Raw genomic sequence first — 18,072 nt, forward strand, 5'->3', positions numbered from 1 at the left:
CTCTCCTTTTCTATCATCTTTGTCTCAAAACTTTATGAAACATTCTCGGCTTATGCTTGTGAACAGCATTTACTAGTTCTTCCCCGAATATTGTAATACTCTTTTCCCATGGATGTCCTAAATACCCCCACTTGAAATCCTTTTGAATGAAGAAATAATAATCACCATCTGGAAAAAGCGATAGTATCTGGCCGACAAATTCATCTTTTCCAAAATTCAAATGGGAATTTACCCAATAACACTCATGTTGCCAATCGAGTGCCAGTATATATTCATTGGATAAGGTTAACTCTTGAAAGACACACCATACTTTCTCTTCCAAATCATCATATTCAGCCTCTTCAAAGCAATGAGAAATATCGTACGTAATAAATGGGCTAGAAAGTTGGAAGGATGGAAATACCGAAATACTTGGTTCAAACTTCAACTCTTTATATACCTTATCCCAAATATGGTCATACTCTTTTTCCGTTAACGGAATCCAATTCTCCATCCTTTACGTCTCCCATCTCAAATTCATTCTCTACTAACATTAAATCTGCACCATCATACCGAAGAAATGCACACGCCGTTCCTGGCTTCAAGCGAAAAGTTGGTTCCCAACGCTCGCCGAATATATACTCAACTAGTTTCTTGCGCTTTATCTTTTCAAATTCTATCTCTACCCCTTCTCCGATACAAAGAACAGCCCATGTATTGATAGATCCTATAGAGTAAAAGAGTTCTGCTATATACTCCTCTTGTTCAGGTGTAACAGCTTCGAAGATCGTATATCCGTGCACTACCTTATACGGAATGCAACGCTCCACCCGTTCCCTTTCTAACGTTTGCGATACATCAGCATTACCAGCGACGATTAATTTATTCATCCGCCCTTGAAACAAACTCATACAATCATTAAAATGACTATGCTGTCCTTCTCCTAAAAGGGTTGCACAATAAACATCTGTATAATGAACAAACCTAGCATACCCTTCCATCTCTGTATCTGTTGTTAACTCAAATTCTGCTTTTGGCTTTAATTCAAACAGCTCACCATCAAAAGAAATCCTTCTAGCATCGATACACAAGATTGCATTCCAAATCTCCAGCATAATATTTACATCCGTACCATACCACTCACTCCATTCTTCGTTATCTGGTATATGTAGCTTTACCTTACCTAAAGGATATAGCTGTTCAACCGTTGTGACCTCTAAATAATTTACTTGCTCGCTGTCATAGAAGTCATAACGATGATTTTGTTCATTTTTCGTATAATAATAGCTAGCTACATCAAGAAAAACTACTTCATGATTTCGAATCTGATCATCCTCAACTATCTTTAATTTCATTGTAATTGCGTCATTTAACATATCTATATGTATATCTAAAATAACAGCTCCACATAAATCATCAAATATCTCTGTTAGATTCATTATTCATCCCCTTAACATCCTCATAGAATCTATTCACTCCGTATATAATCTCATCAATCATATGAAATTTACGCTTCCACTTTCCATTCTCTTTGTAATTAGTCCAAAAGGCAATAAACACTTCTTTCTCTGGAAGACCGGTAATATGAAGTCGGCCTTCTTCCATCATATAACGAAAAGTATGCAACAAAATGTCTGAATGATGCCTCTCCATATACATCCATTTCTTCATCACAGACCATTCTGGATTACAACGTGCAAATAATGCTGCCCAGCCGTCGACAGGGAGTTTCACCTTATCTTCCATCCACTCGACAATTAGAGGGGAGTGGAAATGCTGTAAATGATAGAAAACTTCTGAACCGTCTAGGTTTTGTTGTTCAAGAAACGTCAGTACAAGGAGAAGCCCTTCTGCATGTGGCAAACACTTCGCTGTTAAATAAGAACGTATATGTATGTGTATACTCGTTTCTTCTTGCCAAAGTGAACGTATCCATTTCGCGGCATCGCTGCCAAACAATTTAACAAGTACTCTACTTAATACAACTTGTTCATACTTATCCCCTCTAATCAGTCGATTCGTCATAGCTTCGAACAATTCTTCCTTAGGGATGTTGTGAAGGATGCTACTGTCTCCCTTTCCTTTACCGCCATACCTAAGAACCATCGCTAACAACTGCTCTATTTCACTCTCTGCTTTTTGGGGTAGCGGATATTCAAACCATTCCATCCATGCTTTTGAATACGGAGTATGAAGTGAAAGCCTAGCCTCTCCCATAAAGTTCTCATGACCTAAATCATCAACGTTTACAAAATGAAGAGCCGTTATTGTTTCAAGATATATAGCAAAGGTATCTGCTAAATAAACAGCCTCTTCATCTCCGTCCATCCAATACACAACTGCTCCTGGTCGATGTGTTACATCAATCGCTAATCGATCACCTAATGATAGTAACGAGAATACAATCATTCCTTTGAGTGGGTAACCTTCATTTAACTCCACTAACTCATGTATATCCCACTTCAATTCGCCGTCCACTATGTCTTCTAACGGTTCTGGAAGAGTCTTATCATACGGTAACTTCCAATACAGATTTACCTCTTTTGATAGAGTTAACAAAGCTTCCCGAAACTCTTTAGGTAACGTTATTTGCAACGATTTCTCGATTTCTTCTACTTCCACTATAGAAGCAACATCATCTACAAAAAACTGTGTATCTCCGCCTAAACCAGCTACTTTTTGAATGGTATTCTGCCATTTACGTATTAGCTCTCTCATTAAAATCCCTCCATAAAAAAACCTCTACGAACAATATATCTCGTAGAGGCTCCTTCATTCTCTTAAAAGAAGAAAAATCGTTTCTTCACTACTTCTGCTTCCCAGCCATCATAATAATCAGTACTACCAAAGTGTGTAATCGCTAATTCTGCCATTCGCTTCGTCTCGGCCGATACTGCTTCTTTCGTCGGCATACAAGACTTGCCTACCGCAAATATATAAACAACGCTACCACCTTCTGTATGTTCCATCGGTTCGTATACGTCATACCCTTCCATCTGTAAATCATCTGCAATATTCTCTGCCATGTCGATCGTATCTAAGACAAAATAATGCTCTAAATAATGCTCTTTCTTCATATTTGAACCTGCTTCTGCAAGTGCTTCAATCGTCTCTATATCTTCTTGCTCACGTCGTTGTCGCTCTTCTAACAATTCCGCCATCTTTTCATTTCCTCCTACACTATTATCTACAAGCGTAGCCCATCCATCGATATGACCACCAACTTTTTCGCCTAGTTCATTCAGTTGTTGTTGGATAGCAATGATTTTTTCATAACGTACAAACATTTTCTTTGAGCAATAACACGTCCAATCTTCATACTCATCACTATACTGCAATTCGCAATCAAATCCAGCTCCCATTATGAGCGGTAATAACGCTTCTCCACTCTGTTGATTTGGCACTACTACGAAAAAATCCACAACATGTTCCTGACTGAAATCTAATCCTTCTTTATATAACGTATGTAATACATGTCCATCTTCATCATTTGGAAATCTCATTTTCTTACTCCTTCTCTAGATAACTCATCAAAAAACGATAACTTTAAGACATAACCTGAATTTAACATAATTATCCATATCAGTAAATGTAAACAGATTATTAAGTTATTTAAATATGTATTTTATCAAAAAAATAGATCAAAACAGCTTTCACATGTTTTGATCTATCTCTTCCTACCACTCTTTTGGCTCGTAATTCAATTCGCGGAATAATTGAGTACGTTCTTTCTTCGATAAGTCTCTCCATTGTCCAACAGGGAGATTACCTAACTCAATATTCATAATGCGGGTACGTTGTAATCGGCACACTTCGTATCCAAGTGCTTCACACATACGACGAATCTGACGATTTAACCCTTGCATTAATATAATTTTGAAAACATATTTCGATAGTTGTTCCATCTTACAAGGCAACGTTTTTGTACCTAATATTTTCACACCTTCAGACATATTCTTCAAAAATTCAGGTGTAATTGGTTTGTCCACTGTTACGATATATTCTTTCTCGTGCTTATTTTCAGCACGCAAAATTTCATTCACAATGTCCCCGTCGTTCGTAAGAAGGATTAAACCATCTGAATCTTTATCTAGTCGTCCGATATTGAATACTCGTAATGGATGATTTACTAAGTCAACAATGTTCCCTTTTACTTTCTTTTCTGTTGTACTTGTAATTCCAATTGGTTTGTTCAAAGCAAGATACACATTATCACGTGCCACACGAATTTCGCTACCATTTACACGAATGACATCACCTGGATTTACTTGGCTACCGATTTTGGCAACCTTCCCATTAATCGTTACTTTTCCTTCCTCAACTAATTTATCTGCACCACGTCTTGATGCTTTTCCTGACTCACTAATAAACTTATTAATACGCATAATAAACACAACCTTAAGTAGAAAATTATATAGTATAAAAATACTGGATTAAAGCTCTCTTTGCAACTATCTATGAAAAAACATGCGAATAATCCATGAAATGTCTTTCCCTTATTGATTTTCCTAATCTGAATCTATCCAATGTTTCCAATGTGTATTTGGCACACCTTGTTTAATACGTGTTTTATCTTTTTTCTCGATTGCTTCTACGACAGATTGAAAGAATACATTTTCACTTACCTTCTCATCGACTACATGCTGCCACTCTTCTGTTTCATACCATGCTTCCCAATCATCTTCCATCTCTATGTAATCCAACATCTGTGACGTACTCAACCAAAGTAATTCACGTATTTCCTTCTTTGAAGATAGCATTCTTAAGAAATATGTTGAATACGCTTCTTCCGTTCGAACCTCAATGCCAGCTTCTTCGTACTCTTGCTGCGTAAAAGAATAGGTCACATCTTGTTGTTGAATACTCACTGTTCCATTGTATAAACAAGGAATAAACTCCCCATCATCATTAAACAACGCTGTTTCTTCCTCATCTAAAAACACAATGCCATCATCCGTAAATAGATGATACGTCCCAGGAATTTTATTACTATATGCGTAAATCGAATTTGTAATGCCAAGTTTGTCTACTCCGACTACCTGGAAAATAATTATCCAATCCACTTCATCTTTTAGGAGAATGCTTATTTTCGTTTGGGCAAGATCTGTATGGAAATTATCTAACATTAAAGAGTCAGACTGCTTCTGTATCCCATCTAATAATGTAAGAATACTACTACTCATCGTCCTCTTCCGTTCCCCAATAAATATTCATTTCTTCGAAACATTCACGACTTTCCTCCAAGCCTTCTGGATCTTCCGCTCCAAGCATCGCTATCTCTCGCTTCGACAGAATAATTCGCTCATTAGGATAGCTAATTTTTCTTTCATAGAGAGATTCCAATACATGCATCTGTTCCTCTTCAAACTCAAATTCCTCTTCAAGAACTTCTTTTGCTGTTTCAAAGTCTACTAATAGTATATCTGCTAATGACCCACTATGCTCTTCGAAGTCTTCGTATGTATCCATCGAATACGCTTTATCATCTTCTATCCAAAACGCGGTTGTCACAACCGGTATCGTTTCTCCCTCTACTTCATCCAATAAGTATTGAAATGCTTCCTTTTCCGCCACTTGAATAAGTGCTTCTGATGCATCTCTTATATAATGAGTTGCTTCTTCCAATGCTTGGCATCGCTCACTATGTAAATCTTGAAATGCCACGATACAGTAATCTGGATGGAAGGTAATTGTACCGCGTGCTCCCGTACTATCTTGCATACTGTAATTGAAACCGTCCCACGAGCTTTCATTTGAAAACTCTGGATACTGAGCTGTACCAATCGCATACGCAATAGATCTTAGGACACATCCCTTCCATAGACTGTCTCTCGTTATATTAAATGTATATTTGCTCATTCTGTACATCCCCTCTTCGTTGCTTACTTCCCTATTCATATAATACGTTTGAACACTCACTCTGTATATCAATACGTACTACTAAAGTCTATCTCTCCATCATTTGAAACATTCTTTCCACAGCCAAGTCATTCCCGTATATCTCAAAATAAGAAAAATCAAAAAGGCGAATTTCTATCGCAGCAAGGGGATGCTGTAATCCTTCCTCTTCCTCTGTTTCTGGTAAATAATGAATATCCCATTCCACGGGTTCACCCTTTTTGATAGCAATGAATACTCCGGATTCGAATTGATTCACTTTTTTTACTTTCTGTATTAACTCTTCCGTGGAACAAATAACACACATTCCTTCCGAGTTCCTTGGAAACAACTCAAGAAAAGAGACGTGACCACCACCTGCTACATCAAATACATACCAATGATGACCTTCCGTATATTCGATAAGACGCGTCAATATCTCTGCAAATTGCCATCCTAAACAACAAAGCTCATCACGAAAGAACGTCTCACCACGTAACCTTAGACAAAAAGCTGTTTTTTTCATCTTCGTCACATCTTCTCTCTGCTAGAATGATTCATCATATAGCTTATTTCTATCACGTAATATTCCGAACTTTAATCATCTATTCGCAATACCCTCTAAATAGTTGAAGTAATTCTGCCAAATTCATAGGTCCACCATACCCATAAAATATAGTATTCTCCACTTTACAATGTATCCAGTCTTCATGTGTTCTCTCTTGTTCAATTGTTTCAAAAGGCTTATTTTCATTAGTTGTTCCATCATTTATTCATCATGAAAAGAAACACTGTTAAATATCTGTTTATACTCCTCTAACATGATAATAGCTAACTCACATTCCTCCGAAGAATCTCCCCATCTGAATACAAGGTCACCTTCGAGACAACGAGTTAACGCAAGCTTGAAGCAATTTATTTCTCCATCTATGTACACTTTTTCTACTAAGGATCGAATAAATGCTTCCGTCATACAATCTTTCCTTTTACTGAAGAAAATCACAAAACTGCTACAATTACTAAGCATTAGCTTCATAGCGCTATGCACATCACTAACAGTGCATTCAGCGATACTAACATAACGTAACTCTCCATCTTCTATATACTCCACTTCTGGCCCTAGATGAAAATTACGAAGGTCAACACGTCGTCCTAGTCCTTTCCATAACTTATAATAATTAAAAAACCTCGGGCTTTCATGGCCTCTTTCTGCCACACAAAGCAAGAAGAAACGATATTCCTTCATCTCTTCTTTCTCTACTAACCTTGCTATTAATTTGCTACATAAACGGAGAAATAACTCTCTTTCTTGCTTATAAAATACCATAGTACTTGTCATACTAACTAAACTTAATTTCGGGACATATCCAACATGCTTTCTAGCCATTTCTTCAAAAAAAAGATGGAAAATAAGAAAAGGCATTGTCTATTATTTCTATCCAACATCTCATTTTGTCCCCTCCATTTAGACATAATGTTTACCCATGAATGATGTGAAACACTATCAAGTCAGCACCAGCTCATATATCAATCGAAATCTTCATCATCAGCTTCTTCCAGCTCTTCTTCCACTAAGGCTAGTAAAAAGTCACCAAATGTATCTGCAATTAATTCGTATGTTTGAACTTCTAATTCAAATCCTGGAGAATAAGCCACTACTTTCGGTTCTTGTGTATCATCAAGATTGCTGTAATCTAAACAAAAAATCTCACCAAATCCAGTATTATAAATAACAAGAAGGTGATTAGGAAAATCTCCTTCCTTTCGTTCCGTTAACGTATACCAAATCGCATCTGGAGTAGATGAATTCTCAAAGTCTTCATGAATAATTCCATAGATTTCTTGCGATCCAAAATCCCCAACTCCAAATGTTTGCAGAAAATCTAAATATGAACCAGTAAACTTCAAGCCTATCTTTTCCTCGGCCAATTTTATTAATTCATGTGAAACACCGTCATTAAAATCTCCCAATTCGTCGTTACTCAAAATCAGCTCTTTTGCTCTTTCATATGATTTCATGCTCATTTTTCTCCCCACCAATCAACCTTCATTAAACTTTATACATATACTGTAATCATTTCTATCGTCGCACCATTCACATCTGTTTCAATTACGACACCTTCAACATCTTCTATATAATAGGCTCCTTCACCTTCATGATAGGTTAACCTAGGTTCAAGTTTTTTCGTTTTTTCGCTTGTTCTATCGACATTCCTACTGTAATGCTATGGCGGAGTGCACCTTTATACTTCTCTAATGTACAAATTCGTTGAAGCCTTCCCGTATTGCACTTCCTCACCTAAAAATATGACCTCCAACGTTGTTGGCTTCTCTATTCCATATTCTTCTGACAAAAGACCTTCCGCTATTTCCTCAAAACATTCAACAAGAATTCCAAACTTCGTCCTATCATGATTCCTTATATGATGCGAATGATGCCATACAATTGCTATTTTTTCTTCACGGGCCTCTGTGAATCCGCCCCATATTGAATCATTCAAACCATCGAAATTAACATGTCCACTTAAGCGTGGGTCTTGCGACAACGTATGCTTAGTCCACTGGAAAAATTGTTGCATCGTGCAAACTTCTTCACCATTAATCTCATAGACTTTATCTATCGTATTGTTTACATGTGTAAGTACTTTGTTTGTTGCTGGGGAATAAAGTATGGATATTTTTCTTCTAAATAATCTACTTGATTGTAGATATCCTCCATATGTTTCATGCTTGTATCTCCTCTATGCCCTACTATATTTATCGCTACAATCTTAGCTTTAATTTTTCTACTCAATAAGCTGATCAATCTTCGTAATAATCGCTATATCTTTCGAATGCACTTCAATATGTGCCGAGTCATATATTTGACACATAATTGCACAATTATCTTCGAAGTAATCCCACAGCTCCGTAATTGAATCGAATTTTCTTTCATGTATATCTCTTAAAAATCCCTCTATGTTTTTATCACCAATAATATACATATCCGAAACAACTTCTTTGTCCACCTCTGAAGGATGTAACGGCCAAAATCCAATTATTTTATTAGTAAAGATTCCTTTCTCTTCCACGTAAAAAGGTAAAGATACCTTCGATCTACATTTATGATATTCATATAAAGAAAACTCTTGATCCAAGAAGTGAACGACTTTGCTAATTGTGTTCATAATTATCTCATAAGAACCTTCCTCCTCATTAAATGCATTGTTCGTACTAATGATAATAGAATGCTGTTTCTTCTTCTCATACTTCTCCATCACTTCATCTCACCTTCTTCTCATCTATCTTAATCATAAAAACGGATGTTTTTCATACTCCCCGTATCCATATCTATTCAGCAGCATAGATACCTTTTCCCATGTATCTCCTGAACAATGGGGTAATAATCTAGTAATTTGCGTTTCCACTACACCTATATTGAAATCTTTCATAATGATTAGTCCTCGTCCTACTTCAACAGAAGACTTTGCTGTTACTACATCTAAATATGTAGGACTAACCACATAGAAAGTAAATACTTCTTCATGTTCTTCTTTTCCATTACTACCTATGAATGCTTCAACTGTTACTTTGAAATCTTTCTCGTATTTGCCCCATTCTTCCTCTAGAATGAACAAATCATATAATTTAGGAATAATCATCGTATTCTCCCTTTACCTTTTCTAAAAACTCCTCGAATAATGCTAAATGAAATGCATCGCCCTTCTTCCGGCGCTCGCGTTCCAGTTGAACAATGTCCTCTATCACAATGTGAATCCATCCTTGATTGCAGAATGAACACCAACGTACTACATACTCATATTCCATGTTGCTTTACCTCTCTCATCTAATGTAACTTTACGTCGGACACACGTCTAAACTAGTACAAAACAACTTTTCTGGTCAATTTATAGGATAAAAAAGACAAGCCTCTCTCAAAGCTTGCCTTCTTCTCGCTATCTAGTAATCAACTTCCCGGTCCGATTTTCTCTACTTGTTGCAGCAACGACTTGTCGATGTATATTGTACATTCTTTTCCATTAAGGCGTGGATCGTTGTCTGTTACGGCGTTGATATTCGGACGCTTGGCGAATTTGATATAGACTTTAAATGTATTCGGTTGTTCTTCCTCGTGTACGTTAGTTGTGTGCTTGTTTAGTAACTGGAAGAACGATGGGTACATCTCATAGCGTACTTTCTTCTCATTAGAACCAACTGTATAACTAATCGAATCGACTAGCGCATGATTGCTTTGTTCTGAAAGTAACTTCAGATCGATGTCTTGGAACGCAATTACCTCACGCTGTCCATCATCTACTGGCTCGGATGCGTCTTTCATAAAGCTTGAAACTTTTGTTGCGATGAAATAAATGAGTGCTATCGTTATAAAAATACTTACGACAATTGCCAGTATCTTTATCATATTTTTATTCATCTAACCTTCCTCTTTTTACGTATTACGCCCCTAAATCAATTTCAGAGAAGCGTACTAACTTATGATAATTGAATGGGTTCGTGTATGTGTCTTTCGCGTTGAAGATTTTCACGATTCCTAAGTTGTCACCGAAGATTGCAACTGGATCCCATTTAATGTGGTAGTTATGGATAACTTTATCATAACGGTATAATTTGTCACGCACAATTTTTGATGCTACTTCAAATTTGAAGTCTTTTGATGGGTACCAAATTGGAATAACGTTTGGTGATAGTCCCGGTGCGTTAAATGTTAGTGCTGAGAACGGTTTCATTTTACCATTTGGTAATACACCATCTTGTGCTTGCGATGCAATCCATGATGCAATGTATCCACCTAACGAGTGACCAGTATATTTCACGTCTTTCATCGTTGGACCATATTTCGCAAGGCGCTCTTCTACATATTTCTCTGCTGATGTTAATTGTAACTTCGCATTATTTAACATAACTGTGCGAAGGTCCACAACGTAATCCATCTTTTCCGCTGTACCACGGAATGCGAAGGCATAAGAGAAAAGACCATTTTCTGCTGGCTTTCGATAGATTTGGCCTGAGAATGATGTTGCGAAATCTGTATACGTATCTTCAATCAGTTTCCATCCACCAATTTCCTGACCTACTGCATGGTCTGAATACGCTGCGCTTGACATGTAATACATGACATTTGGCGTTGGCATTGGTTGGACGTCTGCCTTCATTTCGCCACTAGCAGGTGCTGAATCTGCCTTTGGTGCTCCCGGCTTTTCTAATACATCATGTAATTCCTTCGGTTGTTCCAATACTTCTGTTTCCATTTGGAAGTATTTATTCGCGCGAACTTCTTCCCCTGTTGCGTAGTGTGTTTCCACACCTTCATTTGTTTTTGGAGTTACCTCCGTGTTGGCATAAGCCGTTGTGCTGTAGCCCATTAGCATCGTAAATGCTAAGGTCATTGTACCTAACCTTCTCTTCTTCAACCTAATTTCCCCCTACTCGTTTGCATAAAGATTCTTGATAGCACACAAAGTATAGAAAATTCGACATAATTTATCATATTCCTTCAAAAATCGAAAAATTTTTTCGAAATAGAAAATTTTTGCTAAGATTCACAAAAAAAGAGACATAAAACAGGGAACCTTGCGTCCTCGTTCTGCCTCTTTTCTCTGCTTATGCGAACTGATCAAACAACACGCCTTTTCCTGTAATGTTGCTGAAGTTCGTGGATGGTAGATGCTTGGATACTCGTTTGTCGCTCTCTCTCTTATACCACCATTCGTCCTTCGGTTCTCGTAATTTCGTTTCCACATAGACAGGTCTAACTGGATGAAATTGCAGCGGATCGTGTAGGCGCTTGTCCGTTAACTTCACATACACATTGCTTTGGTCATAAAAAATTGGAGGTAAGTATCCCATCTTGCCACCGCCTTTCTACGTTCATTATAACATACAAACGGAATTTTCTGAAATTTTATGCTTCTTTTGTTTCCTTCTGTTATTTGATATGATTTGTTGTATCACTATTTAACAAGGGAGAGCTTTTCATGGATATCGCACATTATAATAAACAGGAGATACGACTAGAAACAATGTCTCGAGATTCCTATCAAATTATCTATGAAGCTAGTCTTCGGGATGATGTAAGTTGCGTCCATTGCCATACCCCAGTTCGGTTTTATCTTGGGATTGAGCGCGCACCGTATTTCTATCATCCAAACAAAGACGCACATGCGGCATGTTCTCACCTCTCTGTTCCTGCCAAAAAAGAAAAAAAAGAAACAGAAGTTTCGTACAAAGAACAAAATGGCTTCCGTATCCCAACAGGACGAGCAATTTCAGATACAAAAGAAGACACTGTTACATGGAAAGCGAAACAAACGGTTAAGAAGATTCCTGCTTTCATGGAAGAAATACACGAAGAGCAATATTCTCTTTCGGATGATACGAACTTTCCATTAGATAAGAAGCAATATAAAGCAGTCACAACAACAGAAGGGCCTCTCCTTATTCTTGCCGGGGCAGGAAGTGGGAAGACGCGTGTATTAACCGCACGCACAGCATATATGATTGCGAAGAAGGACATTCCAGCGAAGTCTATTATGCTTGTGACCTTCACAGCAAAGGCAGCTGCTGAAATGAAAGAGCGTATCAATCACTTCCCAATGTTAACGAGACAAGATGTACAAGACGTCGTAATTGGAACATTTCATAGCTTATTTTACAAAATCATTTTGCATCATGATTCTGTACGCTGGGGTTCTTCTCGCTTACTGAAGTTCGAATGGCAACGAGATCGTATTATGAAAGAAATAGCAAGGGAAAAGGACTTAGATGAGAAAGAATTCGCCTTTGACGCAGCGATGCAGCAAATTAGTTATTGGAAGAATACACTTACGTCGCCTGAGTCAATTAAGCCAGCAGATGAGTGGGAAGAGACCGTTTCTTACTTATACAAACGATATGAAGAAGAGAAACAACAACACGGCTACTTTGACTTTGACGATATGCTGTATGGGTGCTATGAGTTACTAAAGAATAATCCTGATTTAGTTGCCCGTTATCAGCGTCGTTTCCACTATTTCTTAATCGATGAGTTCCAAGATATTAATACCGTGCAATATGAAATTATTCGCCTATTATCAAGTCATACGAACAATTTATGTATCGTTGGTGATGATGATCAATCGATTTATGCATTCCGTGGTAGCGATCCAACGTTTATCCTTGAATTCGATCAGCATTATCCAGATGCAAAAATCATTACGCTAAGCGAAAATTACCGCTCTAGCCACCGTATTGTATCAGCAGCAAACAACGTCATTCGTCTTAATAAGAAGCGCCGTGCGAAGAAAATGAAAGCACAGTACGATAGCGACAAAACACCACTTTTCTTCTTCCCATATGATGAAGAGGAAGAAGCAACGATGATTGTGCAAGATATAAAAGAACGCATCGAAAAGGGAGCAAATCCGTCTGATTTTGCGATTTTGTATCGCACGAATACAGCTTCTCGTGCATTATTTGAACGGTTAACACAGTCGAGCCTTCCATTTATTATTGAACAAGACGCCGAATCTTTCTACGAACGCCGTATGATTAAGAGTTTACTTGCATTCCTTCGTCTTAGTGTCAATGATAATGATGAACAAGCACTGCAACACTTATTAGTATCCTTATTCTTAAAGCAATCGGCACTACAAGACGTTAAGGCACTCAGTATTTTAGAAGATTGTTCCTACATTGAAGCATTAGGAAAATTAACGAATGTACAGTCCTTCCAACAACGCAAATTGAAGAAACTTGTGCCTCTATTTAAAGGCTTACACAAACTTTCTCCTGCCGTTGCGATTGAGAAGATTGAGAAGGATATGGGGTTCTCTGATTTCGTGAAGAAGCGAGGAAATGAAGGGAATGTCATGGATAAAGGTTCTGATGATATACGTGACTTCAAAGTAGTTGCACGAAAGTTCACAACCATTAAGCAACTGCTCGATCATGTTGATGATATGATTGCGAAGAACAAAGAAATGAAGAAATTAAGCAAGCAATACAAACAAGCAATTTCCCTTTTAACTATTCATCGTTCAAAAGGTCTAGAATACAAACACGTATACTTATTAAGTATGGTGGATGGCTCCCTTCCGCACGATTACGCCTTAGAATCATTGCGTAACGGAGACCATGCACCACTAGAAGAAGAACGAAGATTATGTTATGTGGCGATGACGCGTGCACAAGAAACACTATATATTTCAATCCCGCAAATGAGGCGTGGTAGAACGACTTACTCCTCCCGCTTCCTCCAGTCATTGCAGTAAAATAAAAGGCATGCCTAACAGAAAGAATATCTAGATTCCGATATTCCGTATGGACAGTCTCCCTTCCTCTCCAGTTGAGGAGGGGAGTTTTTTTATATAAAAACGAACAAATGAAAAAGAAGGCAGGCTACATTTGTCCTTCCTTTTTCGGCCCTACCTTTTTCGGTTTACTACAACCGCAATTCCCCTTTTTCGTTAAGTACGATTGTGGTTTTTGTAATGGTCGAACAGATTGAATAAATGCATGTTTTTCATACCCTGATTTCATCATGTATATCGTCTCCTTTCCAAATATACCTCTATCATATGAAAGTAACAGCTCGTTCGTTAACCATGTCAATCAACTAACTTTGACACAATTGCTTCAATAATAGCTGCTACTCCAGCAATTGCTAGTACAAGGATAAGCGGTGAGGCAATTGTTGGATAGAACCAATACAGACAAAATAAGAAAATCGTACACCATATTCCCGTGCACCAATAACAACTAAGTAATTCCCCAAAGAATCCACGAATGGCACCTTCTTTCGGTTTCACATACGTCGTAACCGTGCCATCCTCCCCTTTTACTTCGACATCATCTAAAAACAAACTTCTGAACGGTTCGGTGATTTTGTCGAATACAATTAACCTTGTCAATCGAAATACTGCGAAAGCAAGCAACATAAACATATACCAGTTATGAATAATCATGTCGTACTCTTCCTTTCCCTCCACACTATATGTCACATACCCAAGATTTATCATATGTCCTACCAGATTTTTTGTTCCGAGTCCCGCCTTGTACAAGCCCGTTCCTGCTTATCCACCCTTTTCTGGCCCAATTCCACAAATTGGGCCGTTGTGCAGTAACCGTTTGTGCCCCTTCTCAATATTCTATTAATGTAATCAAACTTCACGATAAGGAGTGAATTCAATGGGATCAAGTCATAGTGGTTCTGGATCTTGTACTGGATCTGGTTCAAAAGGAAAATCATGTCATTCTTGTAACGGCTCTTGCGGATCAGGTAGCTGTGTATGCGACGTAGTATGTTTTATTAACGACTTACAAGACTGCGCAAACTCAAGCTGCTGTTCAAATGGGTGCGACCTTCCATTCTTAGGCGCAAATCCATCATTACCAATTGCTAACACTAGACCATTTACTTTATTAAATAAAAACGGTTGTCCATTCGAGGCATTCTTCTCGAACACTGGAGCTACAACAGGTTTAGCTCGCTCATTCATCTTCCGAGTAGAAAGCATCGACGGTTGCTGTGCAGTACTGCGCGTACTCGCAGTTGCATTGAACGGCACGGTTCAAAATCCTAGCGAACCAGGAACAGCGCTCGGCGTATTCTTAAACAATCCAGCATCTACACTTGTTGGAACAAACACATGCATCACAGTTGACTTATGCTGCTTCTGCGGTATCCAATGTTTACGTGATGTAGCACTACCTTGCATGTAATGCAAACGTAAAGCATAACAAACATTCGGTGGTAGATGAATTTTCATCTACCACCCTTTTATGATTCGTGTGTGCCGATCATTTGAATAGATTGAATATCATCAAGGCGAAGCGAAATTGGTTCTAATCGTGTTGGGATTTTCAAATAGACAACGTTATCTTTCAACTGGGCGATATACCCGATATACCAATTCCTTCTTGTATTCACACGGCATTTCACTTTTGGGATATAATGTGGCCGAGCTAGTATAAACAATACTTTCTCTTCCATTGTCATGTCCTTAAATGCTTTTCTAGCAATTACCTCTTCATCTTCTACCTCTGCATCCTCTGTTTTAGCTACTTCTACTTCTTCCACTTCTTTTGTTTCAACCTCTTCCGTCACGCTCTTCATCGTCGGTTGTTCTATCACTTGCTCCTGTACAGGTACATCTTCTTGCAGCTCTTCTAACTCTTCATAAATAGAACGCTTTGTTACTTCTTCGAATAGATGTTGCTTCGATTCCACTACTTGCTTTTGTTCTTCAACATGCTTCTGCTCAACCTCTTGTTTATCCTCAATCGGTTGCACTACTTCTGTTTCTTGTGTAGGTTGCTTTACTTTCTTATTAGGACGTGAATAAAATGATTGCTGCATATTTCGTGATACCTTCTGCACAGCTGGCTCTGTAATGTACACTAACGGGCGATTATTTCCCTTTTTATTCATACACTATTTCCTCCTTAGCCTCACTACGGTAACTACCGTTTCTCTTCTTTCTCAACATCTCCATTCGTCTTGGCAACGAAATAACTACCTGATTAGACATATATTCGCTACGTGTAACATGGCTTGCCATCGTTTGCACATAGGTGAGCTTAGGCATGTCAGTAACACCTGTTACTACCATATTCACAAAGCTTTCACTCCATTACAGATTTTCATAATTTCATATGGACGAATGAACCTGTATATGTTATCTCTTTAATTTCTTCCACCACGTTACGTTTGTTCGATACCATTCAATTGTTTCATCAAGCCCTTCTTCAAAAGAATAGAAAGGTTTCCATCCCAGCTCACGTTGTAGCTTGCTAGAGTCGATTGCATAACGTCTATCATGACCAAGTCGATCCGCTACGAATGTAATTTCACTCTTAGCCGGTTGCATTTTTTGAAGAAGTAATGCTGCTATCTCACTATTCGTCCGCTCATTATTCCCACCGATGTTGTATACTTCTCCCTTTTCCCCTTGATGCAAAACAACATCAATTGCTCGGTTATGGTCTTCAACGTGAAGCCAATCTCGAATATTTTTACCATCTCCGTAAATAGGCAGATCTTTCTCTTCTATTATGTTAGTAATAAGGAGCGGCAGTAGTTTTTCAGGATATTGATAAGGGCCATAATTGTTTGAACAACGTGTGATGCACGCATTCAATCCATATGTCTCTACGTACGAACGAACCGCTAAATCAGAACCCGCTTTACTTGCAGAATACGGACTATTCGGGGCTAGTGGTGTACTCTCTAAAAATAATCCCGTACTACCAAGTGTTCCGTACACCTCATCCGTGGACACATGAACGAATTTCTCAATTCCATGTTCATATGCTCCTTCTAACAACACGCTTGTACCGACGACATTTGTATCGAAGAAAATACTCGGTTCTGTAATACTCCTGTCCACATGTGACTCTGCCGCAAAGTGAACGATATGCGTAACCTTATGTTCTTTCAATACATGACGGAATAACGCGCTATTTCGAATATCACCGTGAACAAATGTATAATTTGGCTTTGCTACTAGCTCCTTCACGTTATCTACATTCCCACAATATGTTAATCCATCATAATTAATAAAGTGATACGTTGGATATTTCGTTGTCATATAGTGAAGAAAGTTGCTACCAATAAATCCTGCCCCACCTGTTACTAAAATTCTCATTTTGCTCCATCCCCATCGTTAAAATTAGCATCTGTATGCGCCGACAAAGGTAACTGTTGGTCCTTTGCTGATAAGATTGGCACGCTTACTGGCCATGAGATTTGCAAATCTTTGTCATTCCAATAGATCCCACTATCATGCTCTTTCGAATAATATTCATCCACTTTGTACATGACGATTGTATTTGGCACTAATGTACAAAATCCATGTGCAAATCCTCGTGGCACAAATAACTGACGGTGATTATGTTCACTTAATACATATCCTTGCCACCGCTTAAATGTTGGTGATTCATGACGAAGATCTACAATCACATCATATATTGCACCAGCTAGGACACTGACTAGCTTCGCCTGCGCTTTCGGTTCTCGTTGAAAATGCAATCCACGAAGTGTTCCTGCCTCCTTCGAAAACGAGACATTATCTTGAACGAACGTACATGTAATACCAACCTTTCGAATCGTCTGTTCATTGTACTGTTCTTTGAAAAAACCACGGTGGTCACTATGAACGGTCGGATCGATTAACTTTACATCATCAAATAACGTGTGGTTCACCTTCATGCCTATCTCACTCCTTTCTCCTCCGCTCT

26 protein-coding genes are annotated in these 18,072 nt (G+C 38.3%); 2 read left to right on the top strand and 24 right to left on the bottom strand.

The genetic code is table 11. The features are described from left to right. Window positions 1–13 precede the first annotated feature (13 nt). From IEV41_RS10785 to IEV41_RS10875, 18 genes are all read right to left on the bottom strand, one after another. Window positions 14–493, bottom strand: coding sequence for a DUF2716 domain-containing protein (locus tag IEV41_RS10785; RefSeq protein WP_188388386.1), 480 nt, complete (start codon window positions 491–493; stop codon window positions 14–16). Next, complete coding sequence (locus tag IEV41_RS10790) at window positions 456–1,418, bottom strand: YxiG family protein (protein ID WP_188388387.1); 963 nt, start codon at window positions 1,416–1,418, stop codon at window positions 456–458. Before IEV41_RS10790 ends, IEV41_RS10785 begins: the two co-directional genes overlap by 38 nt. After that, window positions 1,396–2,697, bottom strand: coding sequence for an SMI1/KNR4 family protein (locus tag IEV41_RS10795; RefSeq protein WP_188388388.1), 1,302 nt, complete (start codon window positions 2,695–2,697; stop codon window positions 1,396–1,398). The genes IEV41_RS10790 and IEV41_RS10795 overlap by 23 nt, the downstream gene beginning before the upstream one ends. Window positions 2,698–2,759: 62 nt before the next feature. Next, window positions 2,760–3,482, bottom strand: coding sequence for a ribonuclease E inhibitor RraB (locus IEV41_RS20035; RefSeq protein ID WP_229722192.1), 723 nt, complete (start codon window positions 3,480–3,482; stop codon window positions 2,760–2,762). 174 nt (window positions 3,483–3,656) lie between these two features. Then, window positions 3,657–4,364 carry a 23S rRNA pseudouridine(2604) synthase RluF gene (rluF, locus tag IEV41_RS10810; RefSeq protein WP_188388389.1) on the bottom strand — a complete coding sequence of 236 codons (708 nt, stop codon included), beginning with the start codon at window positions 4,362–4,364 and terminating at the stop codon, window positions 3,657–3,659. Between the two features lie 123 nt (window positions 4,365–4,487). Then, window positions 4,488–5,162: a DUF7003 family protein gene (locus tag IEV41_RS10815; RefSeq protein WP_188388390.1), complete on the bottom strand. Its 675-nt coding sequence runs from the start codon at window positions 5,160–5,162 to the stop codon at window positions 4,488–4,490. Beyond that, window positions 5,155–5,838, bottom strand: a complete 684-nt coding sequence (locus tag IEV41_RS10820; RefSeq protein WP_188388391.1) for a hypothetical protein — start codon at window positions 5,836–5,838, stop codon at window positions 5,155–5,157. The genes IEV41_RS10815 and IEV41_RS10820 overlap by 8 nt, the downstream gene beginning before the upstream one ends. A gap of 88 nt (window positions 5,839–5,926) precedes the next feature. Further along, a complete protein-coding gene (locus IEV41_RS10825; protein ID WP_188388392.1) occupies window positions 5,927–6,382 on the bottom strand; it encodes a hypothetical protein in 456 nt (151 codons plus the stop codon). A gap of 79 nt (window positions 6,383–6,461) precedes the next feature. After that, window positions 6,462–6,629 carry an Imm53 family immunity protein gene (locus IEV41_RS20355; RefSeq protein ID WP_188388761.1) on the bottom strand — a complete coding sequence of 56 codons (168 nt, stop codon included), beginning with the start codon at window positions 6,627–6,629 and terminating at the stop codon, window positions 6,462–6,464. Then, window positions 6,626–7,243 carry a hypothetical protein gene (locus IEV41_RS10835; protein WP_188388393.1) on the bottom strand — a complete coding sequence of 206 codons (618 nt, stop codon included), beginning with the start codon at window positions 7,241–7,243 and terminating at the stop codon, window positions 6,626–6,628. The genes IEV41_RS20355 and IEV41_RS10835 overlap by 4 nt, the downstream gene beginning before the upstream one ends. A 140-nt stretch (window positions 7,244–7,383) precedes the next feature. Continuing rightward, a complete protein-coding gene (locus tag IEV41_RS10840; RefSeq protein ID WP_308420329.1) occupies window positions 7,384–7,875 on the bottom strand; it encodes an SMI1/KNR4 family protein in 492 nt (163 codons plus the stop codon). Window positions 7,876–8,099: 224 nt separating this feature from the next. After that, window positions 8,100–8,528, bottom strand: a complete 429-nt coding sequence (locus tag IEV41_RS10845; RefSeq protein WP_308420337.1) for a barstar family protein — start codon at window positions 8,526–8,528, stop codon at window positions 8,100–8,102. A gap of 114 nt (window positions 8,529–8,642) precedes the next feature. Continuing rightward, a complete protein-coding gene (locus IEV41_RS10850; RefSeq protein WP_188388396.1) occupies window positions 8,643–9,113 on the bottom strand; it encodes a phosphate transporter in 471 nt (156 codons plus the stop codon). A gap of 33 nt (window positions 9,114–9,146) precedes the next feature. Next, the gene (locus IEV41_RS10855) at window positions 9,147–9,497 is read right to left on the bottom strand and encodes an Imm8 family immunity protein (protein WP_188388397.1); all 351 of its coding nucleotides are present in this window, start codon (window positions 9,495–9,497) and stop codon (window positions 9,147–9,149) included. Continuing rightward, entirely contained in the window at window positions 9,484–9,663 is a 180-nt protein-coding gene (locus IEV41_RS10860; protein WP_188388398.1) for a hypothetical protein, read from the bottom strand. The genes IEV41_RS10855 and IEV41_RS10860 overlap by 14 nt, the downstream gene beginning before the upstream one ends. A gap of 139 nt (window positions 9,664–9,802) precedes the next feature. Then, complete coding sequence (locus IEV41_RS10865) at window positions 9,803–10,270, bottom strand: hypothetical protein (protein WP_188388399.1); 468 nt, start codon at window positions 10,268–10,270, stop codon at window positions 9,803–9,805. 22 nt (window positions 10,271–10,292) lie between these two features. After that, window positions 10,293–11,267, bottom strand: coding sequence for a Tle-like phospholipase domain-containing protein (locus IEV41_RS10870; protein WP_188388400.1), 975 nt, complete (start codon window positions 11,265–11,267; stop codon window positions 10,293–10,295). Window positions 11,268–11,457: 190 nt separating this feature from the next. Further along, the gene (locus tag IEV41_RS10875) at window positions 11,458–11,703 is read right to left on the bottom strand and encodes a hypothetical protein (protein ID WP_188388401.1); all 246 of its coding nucleotides are present in this window, start codon (window positions 11,701–11,703) and stop codon (window positions 11,458–11,460) included. 128 nt (window positions 11,704–11,831) lie between these two features. Between IEV41_RS10875 and IEV41_RS10880 the strand changes: the two genes are divergently transcribed. After that, complete coding sequence (locus tag IEV41_RS10880) at window positions 11,832–14,105, top strand: ATP-dependent helicase (protein ID WP_188388402.1); 2,274 nt, start codon at window positions 11,832–11,834, stop codon at window positions 14,103–14,105. 127 nt (window positions 14,106–14,232) lie between these two features. Here the strand turns inward: IEV41_RS10880 and IEV41_RS10885 are convergent, their stop codons facing one another. Both IEV41_RS10885 and IEV41_RS10890 read right to left on the bottom strand, forming a co-directional pair. Then, window positions 14,233–14,376 carry a hypothetical protein gene (locus tag IEV41_RS10885; protein WP_188388403.1) on the bottom strand — a complete coding sequence of 48 codons (144 nt, stop codon included), beginning with the start codon at window positions 14,374–14,376 and terminating at the stop codon, window positions 14,233–14,235. 65 nt (window positions 14,377–14,441) lie between these two features. After that, a complete protein-coding gene (locus tag IEV41_RS10890) occupies window positions 14,442–14,798 on the bottom strand; it encodes a DUF1360 domain-containing protein (protein WP_188388404.1) in 357 nt (118 codons plus the stop codon). 223 nt (window positions 14,799–15,021) lie between these two features. Between IEV41_RS10890 and IEV41_RS10895 the strand changes: the two genes are divergently transcribed. After that, window positions 15,022–15,555: a CotY/CotZ family spore coat protein gene (locus tag IEV41_RS10895; protein ID WP_188388405.1), complete on the top strand. Its 534-nt coding sequence runs from the start codon at window positions 15,022–15,024 to the stop codon at window positions 15,553–15,555. Between the two features lie 58 nt (window positions 15,556–15,613). On the opposite strand, the gene IEV41_RS10900 is transcribed toward IEV41_RS10895, so the two are convergent. From IEV41_RS10900 to rfbC, 4 genes are read right to left on the bottom strand one after another with little or no spacing between them, the layout of a single operon-like run. Beyond that, window positions 15,614–16,264, bottom strand: coding sequence for a CotO family spore coat protein (locus IEV41_RS10900; protein ID WP_188388406.1), 651 nt, complete (start codon window positions 16,262–16,264; stop codon window positions 15,614–15,616). Then, window positions 16,257–16,451, bottom strand: a complete 195-nt coding sequence (locus tag IEV41_RS10905; RefSeq protein ID WP_188388407.1) for a hypothetical protein — start codon at window positions 16,449–16,451, stop codon at window positions 16,257–16,259. The genes IEV41_RS10900 and IEV41_RS10905 overlap by 8 nt, the downstream gene beginning before the upstream one ends. A gap of 60 nt (window positions 16,452–16,511) precedes the next feature. Then, window positions 16,512–17,480, bottom strand: a complete 969-nt coding sequence (rfbB, locus tag IEV41_RS10910; protein ID WP_188388408.1) for a dTDP-glucose 4,6-dehydratase — start codon at window positions 17,478–17,480, stop codon at window positions 16,512–16,514. After that, entirely contained in the window at window positions 17,477–18,043 is a 567-nt protein-coding gene (gene rfbC, locus IEV41_RS10915; protein WP_188388409.1) for a dTDP-4-dehydrorhamnose 3,5-epimerase, read from the bottom strand. Before rfbC ends, rfbB begins: the two co-directional genes overlap by 4 nt. Window positions 18,044–18,072 lie beyond the last annotated feature (29 nt).

The sequence above is a fragment of the Priestia taiwanensis genome (genome assembly GCF_014638355.1).
GTDB lineage: Bacteria > Bacillota > Bacilli > Bacillales > Bacillaceae_G > Priestia_D > Priestia_D taiwanensis.